The organism is Vreelandella gomseomensis (genome assembly GCF_031451645.1).
Lineage (GTDB): Bacteria > Pseudomonadota > Gammaproteobacteria > Pseudomonadales > Halomonadaceae > Vreelandella > Vreelandella gomseomensis.
On record NZ_JARWAI010000003.1, the window covers coordinates 337,995 to 356,001 of the forward strand.

Annotated in this window: 12 protein-coding genes; 4 read left to right on the forward strand and 8 right to left on the reverse strand. The window is 59.1% G+C overall.

Annotated elements, in window-relative coordinates; all coding sequences use genetic code 11:
- Positions 1 to 103: 103 nt before the first annotated feature.
- The gene (locus QC815_RS05675; RefSeq protein ID WP_230445388.1) at positions 104 to 1,000 is read left to right on the forward strand and encodes a hypothetical protein; all 897 of its coding nucleotides are present in this window, start codon (positions 104 to 106) and stop codon (positions 998 to 1,000) included.
- A 1-nt stretch (position 1,001) separates the two neighbouring features.
- On the opposite strand, the gene QC815_RS05680 is transcribed toward QC815_RS05675, so the two are convergent.
- Entirely contained in the window at positions 1,002 to 1,715 is a 714-nt protein-coding gene (locus QC815_RS05680) for a 3-deoxy-D-manno-octulosonic acid kinase (RefSeq protein WP_230445387.1), read from the reverse strand.
- On the opposite strand from QC815_RS05680, the gene QC815_RS05685 reads away from it, so the two are divergent.
- The 3 genes from QC815_RS05685 to waaA are packed head-to-tail and all read left to right on the forward strand — an operon-like array spanning position 1,714 to position 5,529.
- Complete coding sequence (locus QC815_RS05685) at positions 1,714 to 2,811, forward strand: glycosyltransferase family 9 protein (RefSeq protein WP_230445386.1); 1,098 nt, start codon at positions 1,714 to 1,716, stop codon at positions 2,809 to 2,811. The two genes, QC815_RS05680 and QC815_RS05685, sit on opposite strands and share 2 nt — an antisense overlap.
- The gene (hldE, locus tag QC815_RS05690; RefSeq protein ID WP_230445385.1) at positions 2,801 to 4,231 is read left to right on the forward strand and encodes a bifunctional D-glycero-beta-D-manno-heptose-7-phosphate kinase/D-glycero-beta-D-manno-heptose 1-phosphate adenylyltransferase HldE; all 1,431 of its coding nucleotides are present in this window, start codon (positions 2,801 to 2,803) and stop codon (positions 4,229 to 4,231) included. The genes QC815_RS05685 and hldE overlap by 11 nt, the downstream gene beginning before the upstream one ends.
- Positions 4,231 to 5,529, forward strand: a complete 1,299-nt coding sequence (waaA, locus tag QC815_RS05695; RefSeq protein ID WP_309767393.1) for a lipid IV(A) 3-deoxy-D-manno-octulosonic acid transferase — start codon at positions 4,231 to 4,233, stop codon at positions 5,527 to 5,529. The genes hldE and waaA overlap by 1 nt, the downstream gene beginning before the upstream one ends.
- Before the next feature lie 2 nt (positions 5,530 to 5,531).
- Here waaA and pelG read toward each other — a convergent pair whose 3' ends face one another.
- The 7 genes from pelG to QC815_RS05730 all read right to left on the reverse strand — a co-directional run bounded on the left by pelG (position 5,532) and on the right by QC815_RS05730 (position 17,994).
- Positions 5,532 to 6,917: an exopolysaccharide Pel transporter PelG gene (pelG, locus tag QC815_RS05700; protein ID WP_230445383.1), complete on the reverse strand. Its 1,386-nt coding sequence runs from the start codon at positions 6,915 to 6,917 to the stop codon at positions 5,532 to 5,534.
- Positions 6,918 to 6,942: 25 nt separating this feature from the next.
- Positions 6,943 to 8,523: a GT4 family glycosyltransferase PelF gene (pelF, locus tag QC815_RS05705; RefSeq protein ID WP_230445382.1), complete on the reverse strand. Its 1,581-nt coding sequence runs from the start codon at positions 8,521 to 8,523 to the stop codon at positions 6,943 to 6,945.
- Complete coding sequence (locus tag QC815_RS05710; protein WP_230445381.1) at positions 8,520 to 9,509, reverse strand: HEAT repeat domain-containing protein; 990 nt, start codon at positions 9,507 to 9,509, stop codon at positions 8,520 to 8,522. The genes pelF and QC815_RS05710 overlap by 4 nt, the downstream gene beginning before the upstream one ends.
- A 22-nt stretch (positions 9,510 to 9,531) precedes the next feature.
- Positions 9,532 to 10,893: a PelD GGDEF domain-containing protein gene (locus tag QC815_RS05715; RefSeq protein ID WP_230445380.1), complete on the reverse strand. Its 1,362-nt coding sequence runs from the start codon at positions 10,891 to 10,893 to the stop codon at positions 9,532 to 9,534.
- 7 nt (positions 10,894 to 10,900) lie between these two features.
- Entirely contained in the window at positions 10,901 to 11,437 is a 537-nt protein-coding gene (locus tag QC815_RS05720) for a hypothetical protein (RefSeq protein ID WP_230445379.1), read from the reverse strand.
- An 82-nt stretch (positions 11,438 to 11,519) separates the two neighbouring features.
- A complete protein-coding gene (locus tag QC815_RS05725) occupies positions 11,520 to 15,197 on the reverse strand; it encodes a tetratricopeptide repeat protein (RefSeq protein WP_309767395.1) in 3,678 nt (1,225 codons plus the stop codon).
- Positions 15,184 to 17,994 (reverse strand): bifunctional glycoside hydrolase/polysaccharide deacetylase family protein, encoded by a 2,811-nt coding sequence (locus QC815_RS05730; RefSeq protein ID WP_309767397.1) that lies wholly within the window; start codon positions 17,992 to 17,994, stop codon positions 15,184 to 15,186. The genes QC815_RS05725 and QC815_RS05730 overlap by 14 nt, the downstream gene beginning before the upstream one ends.
- Positions 17,995 to 18,007 lie beyond the last annotated feature (13 nt).

Below are 18,007 nucleotides of genomic sequence, written 5' to 3' on the forward strand. Positions count from 1 at the left end.
TCGATATTTTAAATTTTTAAATGGCTTGTGTGTATCGTTGAACATGCTTGCTATTATCTTGTCTCAAAACTCTGAAAAGTCTAGGCATGCAAACGGAATAATAATGTTACGAAAATCACGAACACCATTCAACCCAGATTCAGGTTTTTCTTCAATCGTTGACACTAGGATGTATTGGCCTACTCAGCGTGCCCGTTTTCAGGTTGTTATTCGTGAGGGGGTTCAAAAGATATTAAGTGCTCCAATCGAAAATGCAATTTTCCGCTTTTGGGAGTATCGCCTTCTTGGAAGTACTTTATCTGAAAACTGGTGCCTTCCAAGACGGCTCGTTGAGCGAAACCTGAACGACAGCCTAACAATCTACGTTAACCCTCGGGAACTGATTCGCATCAGAGATTGGCGTGACTTGCCAAAGCGTCGACGCCCTTCATCCTCAGCGTTCATTTGGGACGGGGATTGGGATATGCGACGCGGAGATTTACGTTATGGTTCGCGCTATCGTTTCATTAGTGACTTGATGCATAGTCGCGAAGATCTGACACAGAGCTATGCGTTTTACCGCTTCAAAACGTATATTGACGAAGGCCGCCCTTGGTCTTCCTACCATTTGGGTATTTTGCTGGACTCGGAGGAGCGAATCCATGATTACCTTAGCATTTACCTAGGCTTCATTGACGATATGGCACTCAATGGCTTTGATCAACGTAAAGGAAAAGACGACATCGGCGTGGCCGTCAGTCGTGATGGAACCCTGATTAAAATCAACCGTGGTCTGCATCGGCTGGCTATGGCGCAATATTTGGGCTTGCCGCTTGTACCCGTGAAAGTAAAAGCCATCCATCGACAATGGTGGGAAGAGGTGACGCAACACACACGGGGGACTGATGCGCTCGAACGTGTGGTGCAAGCTCTCCAACACTGCACACCAGAGCAACAACCCGGCCCGTTAGACCCTCATGAAACCCCTGAACACTTTTCGTGGCCAGCAAAGCGCGTATAGATCAGCTTGCTGAGTGATAGCCCTGGCTAATCGGTGAGAAAGCGGTAGCGGGGCTGAATTTACGTATAGACCGCGCCAATCTGTCTAGATTTACTTTTTGCCAACGGCCGCTCTGGCGCAGGCGGCAGCGGTCCAGGTCGATTAACCAAGGTGTTTCGTGGGCATCAATCAGGATATTGCGAGCGTTAAGATCCACATGGTCGAGGCCAGCCTGATGAAAGCGTTTGACCATGGCGCCGATGCTCATCAGTAGTGCCTTGTGGGCTCCGCCTTCTTCCAGCACTGAGGCGAACGCCCGCGCAGCAGGTACCCTGACGGTTAATAGTCCAGCCTCATAGGTCAAACCGTGGCGGGTAACACAGCAGGCGACTGGCCGTGGGACGGGCAAGCCTTGATCGTACAACGAGGCTGTCAGTCTCAGTTCCCGAAAGGCCCGTGTGCGCTCAACGCCGGTCCACAGGTATTTTTTTCCGCTGAGCTTGGCGATGAGCCCCCCTCGCCGATAGGGCCGCAAGACCCACTGTTCGTTGTCGGTAGCCTGTATAAACAGACTGCTACCGCGGCCGGGGGCTTCACCGACGATCAGTCCCCGCTCACGCCAGTAGTCGGCCTGGAACCATGCGGTCTGCGGTTGGTGTGTCGAGGCCTCGTCACATAAACTGTCTGCTTCATGTAAAATCAGACTATTTCCTTGCTGGAGTGCCGCTAAGCGCATGAAGCCCTCTCTGCCTGCTCAACCTAACCATATTGCGATTCTGCGCCTCTCTGCGTTGGGAGACGTGTGTAACCTCGTCCCCACGGTGCGAGCGTTGCAGCGCCAGTGGCCGCAAGCACGCATTACCTGGATCATCGGCAAAGGGGAATACAGTCTACTGGCCGGCCTGTCCGGGGTCGAGTTTGTTGTATACGACAAGTCGAGCGGGTTTAAAGGAATGCGCGCCCTATGGCGTGAGCTTGAGAACACGCGTTTTGATGTACTTTTGCACATGCAGCAAGCGATCCGCGCGAGTGTGTTATCGCTTGGGTTGAAGGCTGATGTGCGTGTGGGCTATGACAAAGCGCGCGCCAAGGATGCTCAGCACCGATTTACCCAGCGCCATATTGCACCCAGAAGCAATCCCCATGTGCTGGAGTCGTTCATGGATTTTGCGCGTTTACTGGGCGCTGAAGGGGGGCCGCTTGACTGGGAGATGCCGGTGCCGCCTGACGCTTATGATGAAGCGCGGATGATTAGCGGTGAAGCGCCTTATTTAGTGATCAATCCATGCAGTAACGTACGGCTACGCAATTTTCGTAACTGGTCGGTAGAAGGGTATGCCAGCGTCATTGAGTATGCGTGGGTTCAGCACGGCCTGAAAAGCGTGTTGACCGGTGGCGGTAGCTCCCAGGAGCGCGAGATCGGTGAACAAATTGAAGGGCTCTGTCAGCCGGTCAGTGTGATCAATGCCATTGGCCAAACGTCATTAAAGGGCCTTCTGGCGCTGATCGATGGGGCCCACGCGGTGATTGCACCGGATACGGGTCCCGCCCATATGGCAAATGCGATGGGCACGCCGACACTAGGGCTTTACGCCACGACCAACCCCCAGCGCGCAGCCCCTTACCTGTGGCGCGATTTTGCTGTCAATGCTTACCCTGAGGCTGTACGCACGTTCTTGCACAAATCCGTGGAAGACGTTAGCTGGGGGCAACGGGTACGCCATGCCGATGCCATGGATCTGATCAAGGTCGATGATGTAATCGCCAAGCTTGAGGCGCTATTAGCCTATAGCGCCGAGCACCCAACCACAGGAACCACGGATGAAAGTTGATTTAACCGCTCTGGAGCATGGTCGCGTTCTCGTTGTGGGCGACGTGATGCTGGATCGCTATTGGCATGGTGGCACCTCGCGCATATCGCCAGAAGCACCGGTTCCGGTGGTGCGCGTTGAAAATGCCGACGACCGCCCCGGCGGTGCTGCCAACGTGGCGCTGAATATTGCCGCCCTGGGGGCGCAGGTATCGCTCGCTGGGGTAGTCGGCAACGATGACAATGCCGAGCTGCTTACCAGGCGATTATTGGACTCAAAAGTTAGTACTTACTTTCAATGCAGCGATGATATTACCACGATTACCAAGCTCAGGGTCATGAGTCGCAACCAACAGCTTCTGCGCTTGGACTTTGAGCAGCGCCTGGACGGAGTCGACACCACTGACCTGCTTGCCCAGGTCGAGCAGGCGCTCCCCGACTGCGACGTGATGATTCTGTCCGACTACGGGAAGGGCACCCTGAACCAGGTTGAAAAGCTGATTGCGTTGGCCCGCAGTCAGGGTAAGCGCGTATTGATTGATCCCAAGGGTGGCGATTTCAGCAAGTATCGTGGCGCGAGCCTGATCACCCCCAATTTGACAGAGTTTGAAGCAATCGTCGGTTCGTGCAGCAGCGATGAAGAACTCTCGCGTCGCGGCGAAGCGCTGCGCGCCGAGCTTGAGTTGGAAGCGCTGCTGATTACCCGCAGCGAAAAGGGCATGACGCTGATTGGCGACGGCCAGGCGCCGTTACATTTACCGACCCGGGCTCAGGAAGTTTTCGACGTGACGGGCGCGGGCGATACCGTGATTGGCCTGATGGGGCTCGCCCTGGCATCCGGCCATGGGCTTGCGGAGGCCATGATGCTGGCGAATCTCGGCGCTGGGTTGGTGGTCGCCAAACCGGGTACCGCTACGCTGTCGATTGCTGAGCTTTACACCGCCCTGCACGGCGATAGGCTTGCCGAGTATGGCGTGATCGAGCCAACCTCCCTGGTAGAGGCCGTGCGAGCAGCCCAGCGCCGTGGCGAGCGCGTGGTGATGACCAACGGCTGTTTCGATATTCTGCATGCGGGCCATGTGGCCTATCTCGAACAGGCCAAACGTCTGGGCGATCGCTTGATCGTAGCGGTCAACGATGATGCCTCTATTGGTCGTTTGAAAGGCCCGACACGCCCGATCAATCCTCTCAATCGGCGGATGCAGGTACTGGCCGGCCTGGGCGCGGTCGACTGGGTTGTTCCCTTTGGCGAGGATACGCCGCAGGCGCTTATCGAGGCCGTACTGCCGGATATACTGGTCAAAGGCGGCGATTACCTTCCTGAGGACATTGCCGGAGGAGAAGCGGTGATAGCCAATGGCGGCGAAGTCAGAGTGCTGGGCTTTGAAGACGGCGTTTCAACCACGGCGATGATCAGCTCGATTCTGGATCGCGAGCGCTGATGGGCTGGCCCCGCTTTGCCTATTCAGCGGCGCTATACACCCTGTCACCGCTGATTACGTGGCGCATCTGGCGTGAGCAAGTACCCACTTACTCGCGGCTGCAGCGCCTCGGTATGCGCCTCGACCCGCTGCCATCCGGGCCAACGATCTGGCTGCACTGCGCATCGGTGGGCGAGGTGCGTGCGGCGCGCCCGCTCATCGAAGGACTGTTGCAACGCTACCCCGCTCATGGGCTGCTGATGACGACGCTCACCGCTACCGGGGCCAAGCAGGCCCTTACCTTGATCAATGATCAGCCCGACCAAGACCGTGCCCGGATAGTCCACCGGTTCTTGCCGCTGGACTATCCAGGCGCGGCGAAGCGCTTTATGGCGCGGGTAAAACCGGCGCTGGCCCTGCTGTTCGAAACCGAGCTATGGCCCAATTTGCTGCACGCCTGTCGTCGGCATAAAGTGCCCGTCGCGGTTGTTAACGGGCGCTTGTCACCTCGCGCGTTTGCGCGTTACCAGCGCTTGCGACCGTTGATGGCCAGCGCCCTGGCGAACGTCAGTTGGCTGGCCGCCAAGTCCTCGGCCGATGCCGAGCGTTTCAACCGCTTGGGATGCTGCGTTGACGCCACCAGCGTCGTTGGCTCGTTAAAGTTTGAGATGCCCAGTCACGACAGGGAACTGGAAGAGGGTGAGCGCTTACATCATGAATGGGGTGGGCGGCCCGTGTGGGTGGCGGGCTCCACCCGAGACGGTGAAGAAACGTTGCTGCTGGAAGCCCATCGCCAGCTGGTCACGCGCTATCCTGAAGCGTTATTGGTCGTGGTGCCGCGCCATCCCAAACGGTTTGACGAGGTGGCCCGCCTTTGCCGTGACGAGGGCTGGTCGTTAAGCCGTCGCCGTCAACAGCAGCCCGTCACGCCCCATACCGACGTCTACCTGGCCGATACGCTAGGCGAGTTGTCGGTGCTGTATGCCGCAGGTAGCGTGGCCTACGTGGGTGGAAGTCTGGTGCCCTTGGGCGGCCACAATGTGCTGGAACCCGCTGCGCTGGGAAGGCCAGTCATTACGGGGCCTTTCCTTGACAACTTTGCCGATGTGGCCGAGCCGCTTTTAGCGGCGGGTGCGCTCACCCAGGTGGATAGCCCGACGGCGCTTGCCGAGGCGCTAGTTTGTCACTTTGACGATCCAGCAGCGGCGCAGCGACAAGGCCAGGCGGGATATGAGGTTATCAAGGCACAAGCGGGCGCGCTGACCCGCACGCTGGACGGCTTGACCAGACTGCTGCCCCAGCCGCGTTCAGTGGTATAGACTCATCCCCTGTAGGGTTGCAGCATGAACGTCTGATAGGTCAGCTGTTCGAACTCATGGTCGAGCACGGCGAGGCCGACAAGTGTCGTGAACAGCAGCGACAGCGCATAGCCGTAACCGTAAAACACTGGGCCGAGCAGCTGGCTCAGCAGCGTCAGTACGATATTGCTTATCAAGAAAAGCAGGCAAAGCCACAGCGCGGGTTTGAGCCGATCCAGATAGAACAGCACGTTCAGAACGGCCATCAGCAGTACCTGAATGCCCACCGCCACGATATCGATATTGAACAGCGGCAAGTACCAATGTGAAAAGCCCAGCCAGGTGAACAACAGCGGACCGCTGAGTAACAACCCGGCGACGGTAATGCCCTGTACCTTGAAGATATCGTAGATACCGTGGCGAACGCTTGTGACCATCTCCCCGCGAAGTGTCTCGATCTGAGCGAGCGTTTTGCCCGCTCTTATGGCGTCATAATAGGCATGGCAGCATTCGGCAAAGTCGGTTTCCATGCGCATGATGAAGACCGCCATTCCCGGTACGATGGACAGATAGGCCAGAAAAATCGGCAGGTCGTAAATAGGCGAAGCACGCAGCGGGCCGATAATGGTTTCGGACGTCGCCGGATTGAACCAGAAGACGAGTTTGTCTGCCCAGATGCCCGCCTGATAGAAGAGGCCAATGGCAATCAGTGAGCGTTTGCACTGCCCGGTGTGGTGCAGCTCAAAGCCCCACAAGCGGTCGCTCGGGTAATGGCGAATCACCATGGCCAGCAACATGAAAAGCAGCAGACCTTGGCCGATCACAAAGCCACCCAGCAGGCCGACGAGACCATACCCATTGAGGAGTAGACCGCTCATGAACGTCGCGCCATAGCCACAGGCAAACGCCAGCAGCACCTGGCGGTAGGCTTTAACCCCGGCGACAAACACGGTGACGCACCAGATCATGCTGAGGACGATGAAGCTGACCAGCATTTCCAGTTGATAAAGCCACGGTGTTTGTTCAAAAGACCACCACAGCAGGCTGACGCCAATAAGGGTGGCCACCACCATGGTCAGGGTGAGCAGGCCGAAAAGATTGGGCAAGATGGCGCTATCGCGTTTTTCAAATAGCCGATCGGCCACAAAGCGAGTGAAAAGCAGCTGTACCAGTGATGTCAGCAGGAGCGACCCGGCTACCAGCCAGGTGACCGATACAAGAAAGGCGGTGACATGGCCGTCGTTGTTAGGGCTTGCGGCGGCCGACAATACACCCAGCGCCATCACCGCCAGGATGGAAAGCACCCAGGGGCCCGAGCTGATCAGCCCAGCATAGCCGTAGGCGTGAAGCAGGCTGAAATAGCTGTCCTGGCGAAGTAAACGTCGTAGCTCAAAACCAATGCCGGCCATGGATACCGTCTCCTGACGTTAGCGGTTATCGGGTGCTCAACGCCGGCAGCAGGCTATCCACCATCGGGGATACCTCGCTGGCGGTTGCCGAGGGATGAATGAGGTCTTCATACAGCTGCCGGTAGCGCGCTAACATCAGCGTTTCGGTGTATTCGGCTTCGACGCGGGTAATCCCTGCCTGACGTGCGTTTTGCCAGGCTGCGGGATGGGTCAGCATGAAGTGCATGGCGTTAGCGGTCGCCAGCGGATTGGCAATCGGCACGATGCTGCCTGCGGCATCAGCATCCGCATCACCCATCACCAGGTCGCGGCAAGCGCCGACATCGGTGCAGACCACGGGCAGACCGGCCGCCATGGCCTCGAGCACGACCAGTGGCTGGGCCTCACTGATGGACGTCAATACCACAAGTCGTACCTTGGCGAGGATATCCTCCGTGCGCTGAAAGCCCAGGAAGCGCACGTTGCTTTCCACACCCAGTTGCACCGCCAGGTCTCGGCATTCTTGCGCATAGGTGGGGTCTTCGCTGTCCGGGCCGACAATCCAGCCCTCAGCGTCGGGCAGTTGACCGACGAGCTGGTGCATGGCGCGGATAAACGTCTTGATATCCTTGATCGGTGTGACCCGGCCCAGCAATGCCACAACCGGCGCCCGGTTGTGGGCCGTCCTGTCGCGCAGCGACGCAAAGCGCTCTATACAAATACCATTGGGAATCAAACGGGTACGTGCTTCAGGTGCGCCATCCTGTAACTGCCGCAAGCGGTTGCCTTCATGCAGTGTGGTGATGTGCGCGGCGCTGGCGTAGGTCATTCGGCCCAGTCCCTGGAAAAAGCGGATCCACATCTGGCGGATATAGCCGGTGTCGATTTGAAAACCATGAGAGAGCGCATCCCGGGACGTCTTGATCCACTTGGCGTCGAGCAGGTCGATCTGGCGTTCCTTGGTATAGATGCCGTGCTCGGTGATGGCGAGAGGTAACTGATGGATATGGTGTGCCAGGGCGCCCAAAAAGCCGGCGTAGCCGGTGGAAATGGCATGCAAGCAGCGGCTTCTCGGCAGGTTGTTGGCAATCCGCGCCAGCATGAATAGCGGCGCATGGATGTTGCGCACTGACCAGAAATAATCGATGAACGAAGGTTCGGTCACATGCTCGAGGTAGTGGTCGACAATGTACTGCCATGCGGCCTGACTGTGTAGGAAATCTTCCTGGCGGATCCCATCGCGTTTACCGATCATGCGGGCAACGTCACACAGTGTCTGGCGCTGGTCACTGTCGTCCGGCGCGCGCAGACCGTCATGCAGTTCACGGATCTTGATGAAGGCACTGGGTCGCCCGCGGCGGGCCTTGATGGCGCTGGGGGCCGGGACGTCGTCCATTAGATAATGGCACTCCAGGTGTACCACGTTGGTGGGGCGTTCAAAGAGTATGCCGTCATAATGGTCGCGTCGCCCGCCCAGGAAAATCAGTGCGAAACGCTGCTGTGGCAGCCCACGAATAAGCTGATCCACCCAGCCGCTCACGCCTCCTCGAACCATGGGATAGGTGCCTTCAAGCAGCAGGGTGACATCCGCTGGAGGCTCGTTTGGGGTCAGGGTTGGCCAACTCATCGCCAGTACTCCATCAGGGGGTGCAGCATGGGGTGCTGCTGGGTAGTCGGGCGCAGTCGCGCCAGCTGCGCGTGAAGCATTGAGAAGCGGCGGCTCATAAAGGCCTGCTCTGCGAGATAAGGCATCAGGTCATCGTTGTCCATGCCGAGCGCCGCGCACTGACGAAAGGCCGCGTCCGCACCGTGATGATCCTTGAGGGCGAGGTATATGCGGCCGCGAAGCAGCTGTCGGTGGGGTTGGTTGGCATGGTCGATGGCCTGATCGATATAGCGCAGAGCATGGGCCAGGAAGAACCCGGCCGAACTGCCTTGGGCGAGGGCGAGATAGTCATACTCCCAGTAAAGGGTGGCCAGAGCTTCGGCGGCGTGTCCGTAAGGATCACCATTGTGCTCGACGTGTTGTGTGAGCAGTTGAATGCGCGCGTCTACATCACGCTCGATACCACTGAGCATGGAATACGCCATTAAACGTACATCATCAATGGGATCGGCCAGCCCCAGGCGAAGCAGGCCGACTGCCTGGCGTCGCGGCAAATGACGACTTGCCAAAACCGCCTCCTGACGCAGCATCGGGTTTTCGGAATAGCTCAGTACGCTGCTCAAGCCTTCGCGCATGGCGAGAGTGTCAGGATCGGGTGGGGTGAGAGGCTGATAGGGCAACGTCGGCAAATCCAGCCCTTGCCAATGAAGGCCGCGTTTGGGTGTGGCCTGGTAAAGTGCCGGCACCACGGCCAGAGCCAAGCCCAGCAAACCTATGCCGGGCAATAAAAAAAGTAGCAAGAACAGAAGCGCTATGCTGCCGGAGGCAGGTCGTTGATAGCCTGCGGGTAGGCTGTTACGGATTCCTTCCGCCATCAGCAAGGCGCCCCCTGCATGCAGCAAAAAAATCTCGATAGACGGTCCCGCTGTCGTCGTCATCAACCAATGGACAGCGAAGGCTTCCGCAGCTGCGCCGCTGACTAGCCAGGGCAGGCTTCGGAGTAGCACGATCGATCGTCGGTGTGTTCGATCAGGCATGCGCATGGTGTGCCTCACGCTGGTCGTTGGGCAACATCAGCTTTCTGGCCGAAAGTCGCCCGTCAATCACCTGATAGCTGAGAGCAACGTGTTGGCAGGCTTCGCCGATGCCGGGTTGTGCGGCCAGGGTTTCCTTCAAGCGCTCGGCATAGATCGCAAAGGCACTCGGCTGGGTCAGAGGTAGCAACACGTAAAGCCGTGACGAGCAACCAGCCCGGTCGGCGACCCAGCTACGGTCGAGGCCGCGTTGCTGACTGACGATGCTATCGATGGCCAAGGCTGTTTGGTCATGGCCAAGCTGCGCTGAAAAGTCGATCGTGACCAGCAGCGAGATAAGTTGATGATCACGGGCGTGGCGAACCCAGCGGGCGACGACCGCACGTTGGTCAGTGTTACCGCCTTCAAGGGTGTGCTGCGTCTGCTTGAGCATATCGCCCAGTTGTGCACCCAGAACCGCCAGTAGGTGCAAGTGGCCGCGATGAAAATCGATAAACGGCATCGCGGTGATCGCGACCACTGCGTAAAGGCGTTGCTCAACGTCGACCAGCGGCACTACCGCTAGAAGAGGGGCGTTGTCGATGTTGATACCCTGTTCCATGGCACTTTTTAGGCAGATCATGCGACGCTGCTCAAGGCAGGCGCACAGCATCGGATCGTGCCATGTCAGGTCGGTCTCGCCGCCGAACCAGGTGGAGGCATCCGGTTGCAACTGCTGGCGATGATCTACCGGTATCAATACGGCTTGCTGCACACGAGCGTGTAGTGCCAGGAAATTCAGCAGTTCGCTGCCATGGTGTCTGAGCACATCGTCGTCTGGCGCAAGCGACTGATACTTCGCTTCAAGGGCTTTTAGCGCGTCGCGCAGCGTGAAAGGGTTGGCGGCCAAGCGTTCGGCTAATTGGTCGTGGGACACCCGCAGCAATTGATAATGGCGGATAAACTCATCCAAACGCGTCGATTGCGCCTGATGGACAACGGTCATTTGCTGTAAGCGTCGCCGCCAGGTATCAGCCATTTCCCCCGCCAGCATACCGACCAATATCAGCGCAATAGCCACTGGCAGGCGCTGTGACGAGTCAGCGAGCCAATCGCCGTGATACCACCATCCTTCCAGGCCCATCAACATAACGCTGACTAACGCGCTGCTGAAACCGAGGGCAAATCCGTAACGCATGCCGACGAGCAAGGGGCCTATGGCCAATAACCAGGTCAGACCACTGTCGAGCAGCAGGGGGTCGTCGGGATTGATTATCCAGCCGATGACCGGAAACGCGAGGGTGATCACGAGGGTTTCCAGACGCTGAAGTCCTCTGGGGGCCAGCGTGGCTTGTTGTTTGTCGATGGATGGGGTCATGATCGGCTTACTCCTGAACGGGCAGGGTGTCGATTAAATCTGCCATGAGCTTTTGTGCCACGCCGCTAGTGGTACTGAAGCCCCAGCCAGTGCGTGCGCCGCTGGCGCTCCACAGGATGTCGCCCGTGTTGACATCCACCACGCGCAGGCTGATGCCAATGGCGGGTTCACCATCGAGTCCCGCTTTGTATTGCCACTCATCCACCGAGCCCGTCACGCCGTAACGCACGCCCCGTTGCTGGGCCCAATCGAGTGCTGCCTGAAAGTCTTGTTCGCTGGGCAGTGACAGCAGGTTCTGTCGCTTTGGGTGGGGGGCCTGGCTCAGGCGTGTGATGCCTTGCTGGTGGAGTAGCGTCAGCAGGCTGGCCTCTGCCTTGCGTCCCGCCAGGGGCGTTTCGGAGTGATTGGCGATGGGCAGCAATGCCCACTGAGCCTGTCGGCTGAGCGGCTCTGTACGATGTACATCCGTGACCGCGCAGCCACCGAGTAATATCAGGCTAAGTAGTGCCAGCGGAACCCATGCCCTCAATCGATAAATATGCATCGTAGTATCTCCAGGGCGCCAGGAAGGCGCCTTGTGCAGTGGTCGGGACAACGGCGCTGCCGTTGAGTTGCCTGTGACATGGTCAGTGCCCCAGGAAGTATTGATACGTCAATGACACGCCGAGGTTGGTGTTGCCGCCACTCCTCGACCCCTGATCAGCTTCCAGGCTCAGGCTGAGTGAATCGTTGCCGAAAAGCCGACTACCTAGCGCCACGCGGGCATTGAGCCCAACCTCCTTGTCGGGTAGCCGGTAACCCGCTTCCAGCGCTACTTCAAAACGAGGTGAGGCCACGAGGGGAATGACGCTTTCAGGGTCACCGCGGCGCAAGGCAATGCCTACACCAACAAAGCTGGATGATCCGGTAAGCAGATCGTCGAGCTGGGCGTCTTCCGAGAGCCGCTGGCGAATATCGTCAGGCAGGCGATCAATGGAATAGTCGTCATGCTGCGCCAACAGGCTTAGATCAAGCTGGCGAGTGGCGCCCTTGAGCAGGGCATGCCGCCACTCGGCGTCTGTCCGGAAGCCATCGCCAAGCGGGTCACGCGTTTCACGACTGCGCAGCCTGATATGGCTGGCGTTCAAAATAAGGGTGTCTCGGGCGGTGGGCGCCCACGTCAGTTGCGCCCCGATGCGATCCTCGACAGCCAGTAGTCGCATGAGATCGTTGATCAACGAGACATGGCTGATTTCACCGTATAGGGTGCCCGCCAGGCGGGAGGTTGCCTGCCAGCGTTGGGAGGCCCCAGCGTAAGGTCGTTGATAGCGGGCAGTGTCCAGTTGGCCCATCGTGACGCTGGTATCACTGCGTGGGCCGTTCCAGCCGAGCTGCACTTCGGCGGCTCGTTCATTGTGGATACCGTTGCTGTCTATAACGTCATCTGCAGTGTCGAGCTGGCGTGTCACCAGTATAAGCCGGCCCCACAAACGCTCCCCGCTCACCTGGTAGAGTGCTTCCTGCGCGGCGATATCCAGGTTTCCCAAACGCTGGTAGGTGGCGTGAGTGGCCAGCCTATGGGGCATCTCGGCATCGAGAGCCGCACTGTCGCGCAGATGGTTGGCGCCCTCAGCGGTGAGCTGCCTGGCAAGCGTCCGAGCGTCTTGACGGCGGTCTAGCTGGCGCGCCACCGCCAGGCGGTCGGTGGCGGAAAGCGCGCGTCCGGCATCGCTATCCAGTAATGCTTCCAGCGTATCGCGGTCGTTCTTTTCCAGGGCGACGGCCAGGGTTTGCCAGGCAGGGCTAACATGCCCCTGGGACTGCGCGCGAAGCAGTAAGTAGCGAGCGTGAATGGGTTGTTGCATGGCCACGTTGGCATTGAACAGCCACTCGCCGTCGCTGGCTTGACGTGCCGAGTCAGCGCCCCCTTCGGCCACGAGCTGGTCGAACCAGCCCCGCACGCTATCGGGGCCGTACTGGTCAGCCACCAGGCCCATTGCCTGGGTATGGTCGCGGCGTTGTGCATCGTTAAGGGGGGTATTTGAAGGGACAATGAACGTCGGTGACAGCTCGGCGAAGGCGGCCAGGCGCATGTTGAACGCCAGGGCGTCTTCACCGCGCTGGCTGAGGGCATCAGCGTGGTAAATCTGCTGCCAGGCATCCAGCACGCCTGCGTCATTGGCTAAGGCATACCAGAAAATCGCTTGATCCAACTGGCCTAAAAACCGATGTGCGTCGGCCATGGCGCTCATCATGGTGGGGGTTTGCGCCGCTTGTTCCTGCCATTCATCCAGACGACCGTGCAGTGCTTCTTTGTCCCCTGCGGCGATTAACGCATACAGCAAGCCTGCGCGTAAGCCTGGATCCTGCGTAGTAAGCTCCAACGCGCGTTGGTAAGCATTGACCGCATCGTCGGGCTGGCGTTGCAGCAAAGCCTGTTGTGCCACGGCCCCCCAGTAATTGGCTGACTGGGCAAACTGGCTAGGCGCTTGATCCGCCATGGCTAACAGTGTTTTGGTCAGGGGCGTTTGGTAGTCGCGCTGTGCCAAATACAGCATTTGAATCAGCGCATCACCGTCCCTTGCTTGAGTCCAACGGTGCTCGGTCACCCGCATGGCGAGGTCGAGGTGGTCGTTATCGGCGGCGACGAGAATAAGGCGCGAGGCGCCTTCTGCGTCCAGGGCGTCCTGTTCAAACAGCGTTTGGTACGCCGCCAGGCTGGCCTGGCTATCCCCTTGCTGCCAGGCCAGTTCCGCACGTTGCGCGACAATACCAGCATCCGAGGTGAGGCTTGCCGTGGGTTGCCCCAGGAGCTTGAGGGCGTTATCAAGCTGCCAGGTTTGACTCATCACCTGATGCTGTGCCTGAAGGAACGCGGGGCGCGCACCGTAGCGCGCATTCAGGGCCGCCCAGCTGTCTGCAGCTTCGTCCAGGCGTCCGGTTTGGCCAAGCCAGGTCGCGAGGCGAATGCTCAATGCCTCATCGTCAATGCCCCCTGCCTGCCAGTCTTGAATGCGCGCGATCGCAGCGTCTGGGTCGCCTAACTGTTCAAGCAAGTCGGCCCACAAACGGCGATCCTCCAGGGTAAGCTGGCGCTGCTGGTCGAGTCGGCTCAAGGCGCTGATCGCAACGCCGCGCTCCCGGACATCCAGCGCCAGCGAAATGACCCAGCGATTATGGTCTTCGTCGCCGGTTTGGCGCGCCAACTGTTCAGCATTTTGCAGTGCACCAGCCGCATCGCCGGACCACTGCTGTACTTGAGTCAGCCGTTCCAGGTAAGCGGTGTTATTGGGATGTTGGCGGCGCAGCTGGTCCAGCGCCGTCAGGGCGCTGGATAATTCGTTAAGGCCAAGCGCAATACTCACATGGCGCTCTAGGGTCTTCGTGTCTGGCGCTGTCTGCTTGTCAATCAGCCGCTGCGACCAGCTGAGCGCCTGCAGGGGCTGATCGTGGGCGAGTGCCAGACGAATACCCAGGTCAAGCAGTTCGCGGTCGTCTGGAAATGCCGCCAGGTATTCGCGGGCATAGGCCACGCCGTCGTCTTGCTGGCTCTGTTGGGCGGAACGTAACGCCTCAAGGGCGGCAGCACGACGAGGTGATTCGGCACTATCGTCGCTTTGCTGGGCGTGGGCAGGTGTAATCAGCCAGCCAAGCCAGCCAAGCGTTAAGCGAGGCGCTTCCGCCACCCGATAGGCTCGGTGCCAGGCAGCGGCCGAGCGCTCTGGATAGCCGGCACGTAGCCACCAATAGCCGGCCAGCGATAACCAGTGGTATTGGCGGTCCATCTCCTGGCCGGCGAGCCGCTCATACAGCGTGGCGGCCTGCGCGGGGTCTTCAATTGCCAGCCAGTAGCCGGCCATGCGTTCCAGATACCCATCAGACAGGTAATCATTGGCCTGGAACGCCTGCAGGTCGTTCTGGAATTGGCGCAAGGCTTGTGGACGCTGAGGAGCTTCGGCGCCAATCGCGGCGAGCAGTTGCCACTCAATGGATAAGCGCAGCCACTGGATCGCTCTATCGTCCGAGTCTTGCAGCGGTAACATGATGGTACGCGCCAGCGGGGCGTCGCCCACTTTCAGCAGCTTGTTGGCCAGGTTAACGCGCAGCTCAACGTTGTCGGGGTCGGTATTCAGCAGCGCCTGGGAATAAAGCAGTGAAATTCGGCTAGGCATACTGTCGCTGTCGTCAAGCGTCAGCAGGTGGTGAGCGGGAAACAGCACTACCAGCATGAGGGCAAGGGCCAAGGCCATCAGGCGCAAGGTAAGCGGTCGAATTAATCGGCGCTGGCGCAATACGGCGGGGGCTTTAGGGTTAGCGTTTCGCACAGCGCACCTCAATACGCTCGGCGTCAGCGCGGACAAAGGCTAGCAGGGTGGCACCATCACGTTGCGTGATACGTGCGCCAGGGGCGGATACCTGGCAGTTGTCGGTGGCCGCGAGCTCTACCTTCAGTGGCACCTGCTCGGCGGCAAGGCTGAAGCTGAGCTCGCCAGGTGAGCGAGAGTGCCATGTGGTGATACGCCCGTTGGCATGGCGCAGGTGAGGCGTTCGCGGCCTGGCAGAGGTGGTGAAAAGCGTGGCATTGCCGCCTCCCGTGAGCGCCACATAGCGTCCGGAGGCAATCTCGCGAACCCCGGCAACGCCGTCAGAGCGTTCGAGATCCGGCCAGCCCATGGCCGGGGGCAAGCGCAGCGTGCGCATGTGGTTGGCTCCCTTGATCTGCCAGCCGCCGTCCAGGCGTTTGGCGATACCCGTGTGGTACCACTGCGACGCGACATCGCTCCAGGCGCTGGCGTAAAGCGGCAGCGTCTCCTGGGTGAGTACATAGTCGTACACTTCATGCAGCGCGCGCAGGGCGCCGGGACTCGCCGCAGAGTAAAAATGGTAGTAAATATCGATGGGCTTCAGCCGACGCGGCTGGTCGGTAAGCTGATAGGTCTCAATCGCGCGTCGATAGCCCCATAGTGGGCCTAACATATTGTTGGTATAGACATTTTCATTGATTTGGGGGGCGTAAACCTGAAGATAGCGGCCCAGCGGACGCAGCATGGGGGACACGTCGGTCATGGTCGGATTACTGCGGGTAACGCTGGTATTGCCGCCGTTCAAGTTACGCAGCCCCAGTTCGTCGGCAATCGCCAGGGCTTCCACCGGCGGCAACGCATTGCCTGTCCACAAAATCACGTTGACCGGCTTATCAGCGGGCGCCAGTTCGCGATTGATATAGTCGCTGGAGCCTTCAATTTCACGCCGCAACGAAAAGCGGTAGTTGGGAATGGGCAGGTTATAGTTGAAATTGGCCAGTGTTTTGCCCTGGCCCGCCAAGTCATTTTCCTGGAGGCTTTCCCACTCGAACGGATGGCTAAAGGTGTGCGTTGCCACCTCGACCCAAGGCAGGCTGAAAATACGCCGTGCTATAGGTTCCAGGGTGGTGCTCTTTTCAGGGTAGAGACCTTGCGGGCCGATCTCGCCTTCAATGACCGACACCGTGGTGGGAACCCGATAGCGCTGTAAAATATCCGACAGCATCAGTTCGCCGGTAAAGGGGGTGCCTGGCATATCAGCGCGGCTGACAAAGGCATCACCGTCGATCTGGGTCATCCAGTAACGGGCGCCGTTTTCCGTGGTGGCATCGGCAATCGGCATCTCGGGTAGCGCCAGGGCGCGCTGCAAGAATGCAAAGGGGTCGAGGTTCCAGCGTATTTGGGTTTCGCTGGCCTGCTGAAACACCCAGGGGTAGCTGGCAAGCCCGCCCCAGGAGCCGGTGAGGATCGGTGAAAAGCGACGATCGCGGTCATCGCCAAGGGTTAGGTGTGAGGTCAGTGCGCCATCGATCAGTTCGTAACTGGTTTGAGGGGGGAGTGAGGGAGGCGGGAAACCCTCGAAATCGACCAGTTCGTCATGGGCCAGGGGCGTCAGTGAGGCACTTGCAAGACCGTTGACTTCACGAACGCCCATGAAGCTGCCAAGCGCCCCAGCAAGTGGCACCCCAGGATTGCCGACGATCGCAGCGCGCAGGCCATTACGCATTTGGTGCAGTAGCCATGGTGGATAATGCGGCGGGCCCGTCAGTGACTCGTCAAACCAGGTAACGACCCCGGCATAGCGGCCGTGAAGCAGATCGCTGGGCAATGGTTCATTGACGTCGCGGTATTCAGCCCCGTAGCCCAGGTACTCAAGGGGCATGGCAAGGTAGCGATGAGCATTGCTGTAGGCGAGTTCTCCGGCTTCCGTCTTGGCCTTATCAAACAAGATAAGCACCCGCCGCGGCATGGCCTCGATCAGGCCGACGCCCATCTGATTGAGCTGCGGTACGCTCACCCAGGGAACAAACCCTGCGTCGCTGATGCGCTCGGCAGTTTGCCGGGCCAGCGAGCGGTTATTGGCCGGCACGTAGTCGATGGCGATGGCGGGTAGCTGATAGTCATTCCTGACACGGGCCAAGTGGTCGTAAAGCCAAGCCTGATCGTCGTCGGGTACGTCACCGTATACCTTGGTGGCGGGGTTCCAGCCGCGATAAAGGGATTCGGCAGCGACACCGACCACATCGTCGTGAACGCGGTCGAGAATTTCAAAACCGCGGTTCATGATCAGTTGTATATCGGGGTACTGGCGCTTGATTCGGGCAATGATCGCCACCAGCGCCTCCTGCTGGCGCCGGGCGTCGTCACCGTCAGGCGCGAACAGACGATAGCTGTCGAGGGTATCGAGAAACAGACCCCGGTATCCGGCTTCCCACAGCGGCCTGACATGCTCCTCAATCAGCCACCGCTGCCATTCTGGGGCGGTTAAATCGGCCACCTGACTATTCCAGGCGTCGTTACGCGTCATCAGGACGCTCTCGTCGACGGGGTTTTTGCTGTTGCGCCAACCATCGAGCTCGCCGACACTGAGGTAGGCGAAAGGCTGCCCGCCATGTTGGGTGAGTTGGTCGTACTGGTGCTCATCTACATTCGCAGCTTCCACCACGATCCAGTCAAACTGCGAGAGCAACTCGGTAGGCACATCATTGCCATAGTAAAAGGCAACGCTTGGCGGGGCAGATGGGGCAGCCGCCTGCGCCAGAGCACTGGCGCCCACGACGAGCGTCAATAGCATTCCACGTAACACAGAATAAGCCACGGCATCACCTTTA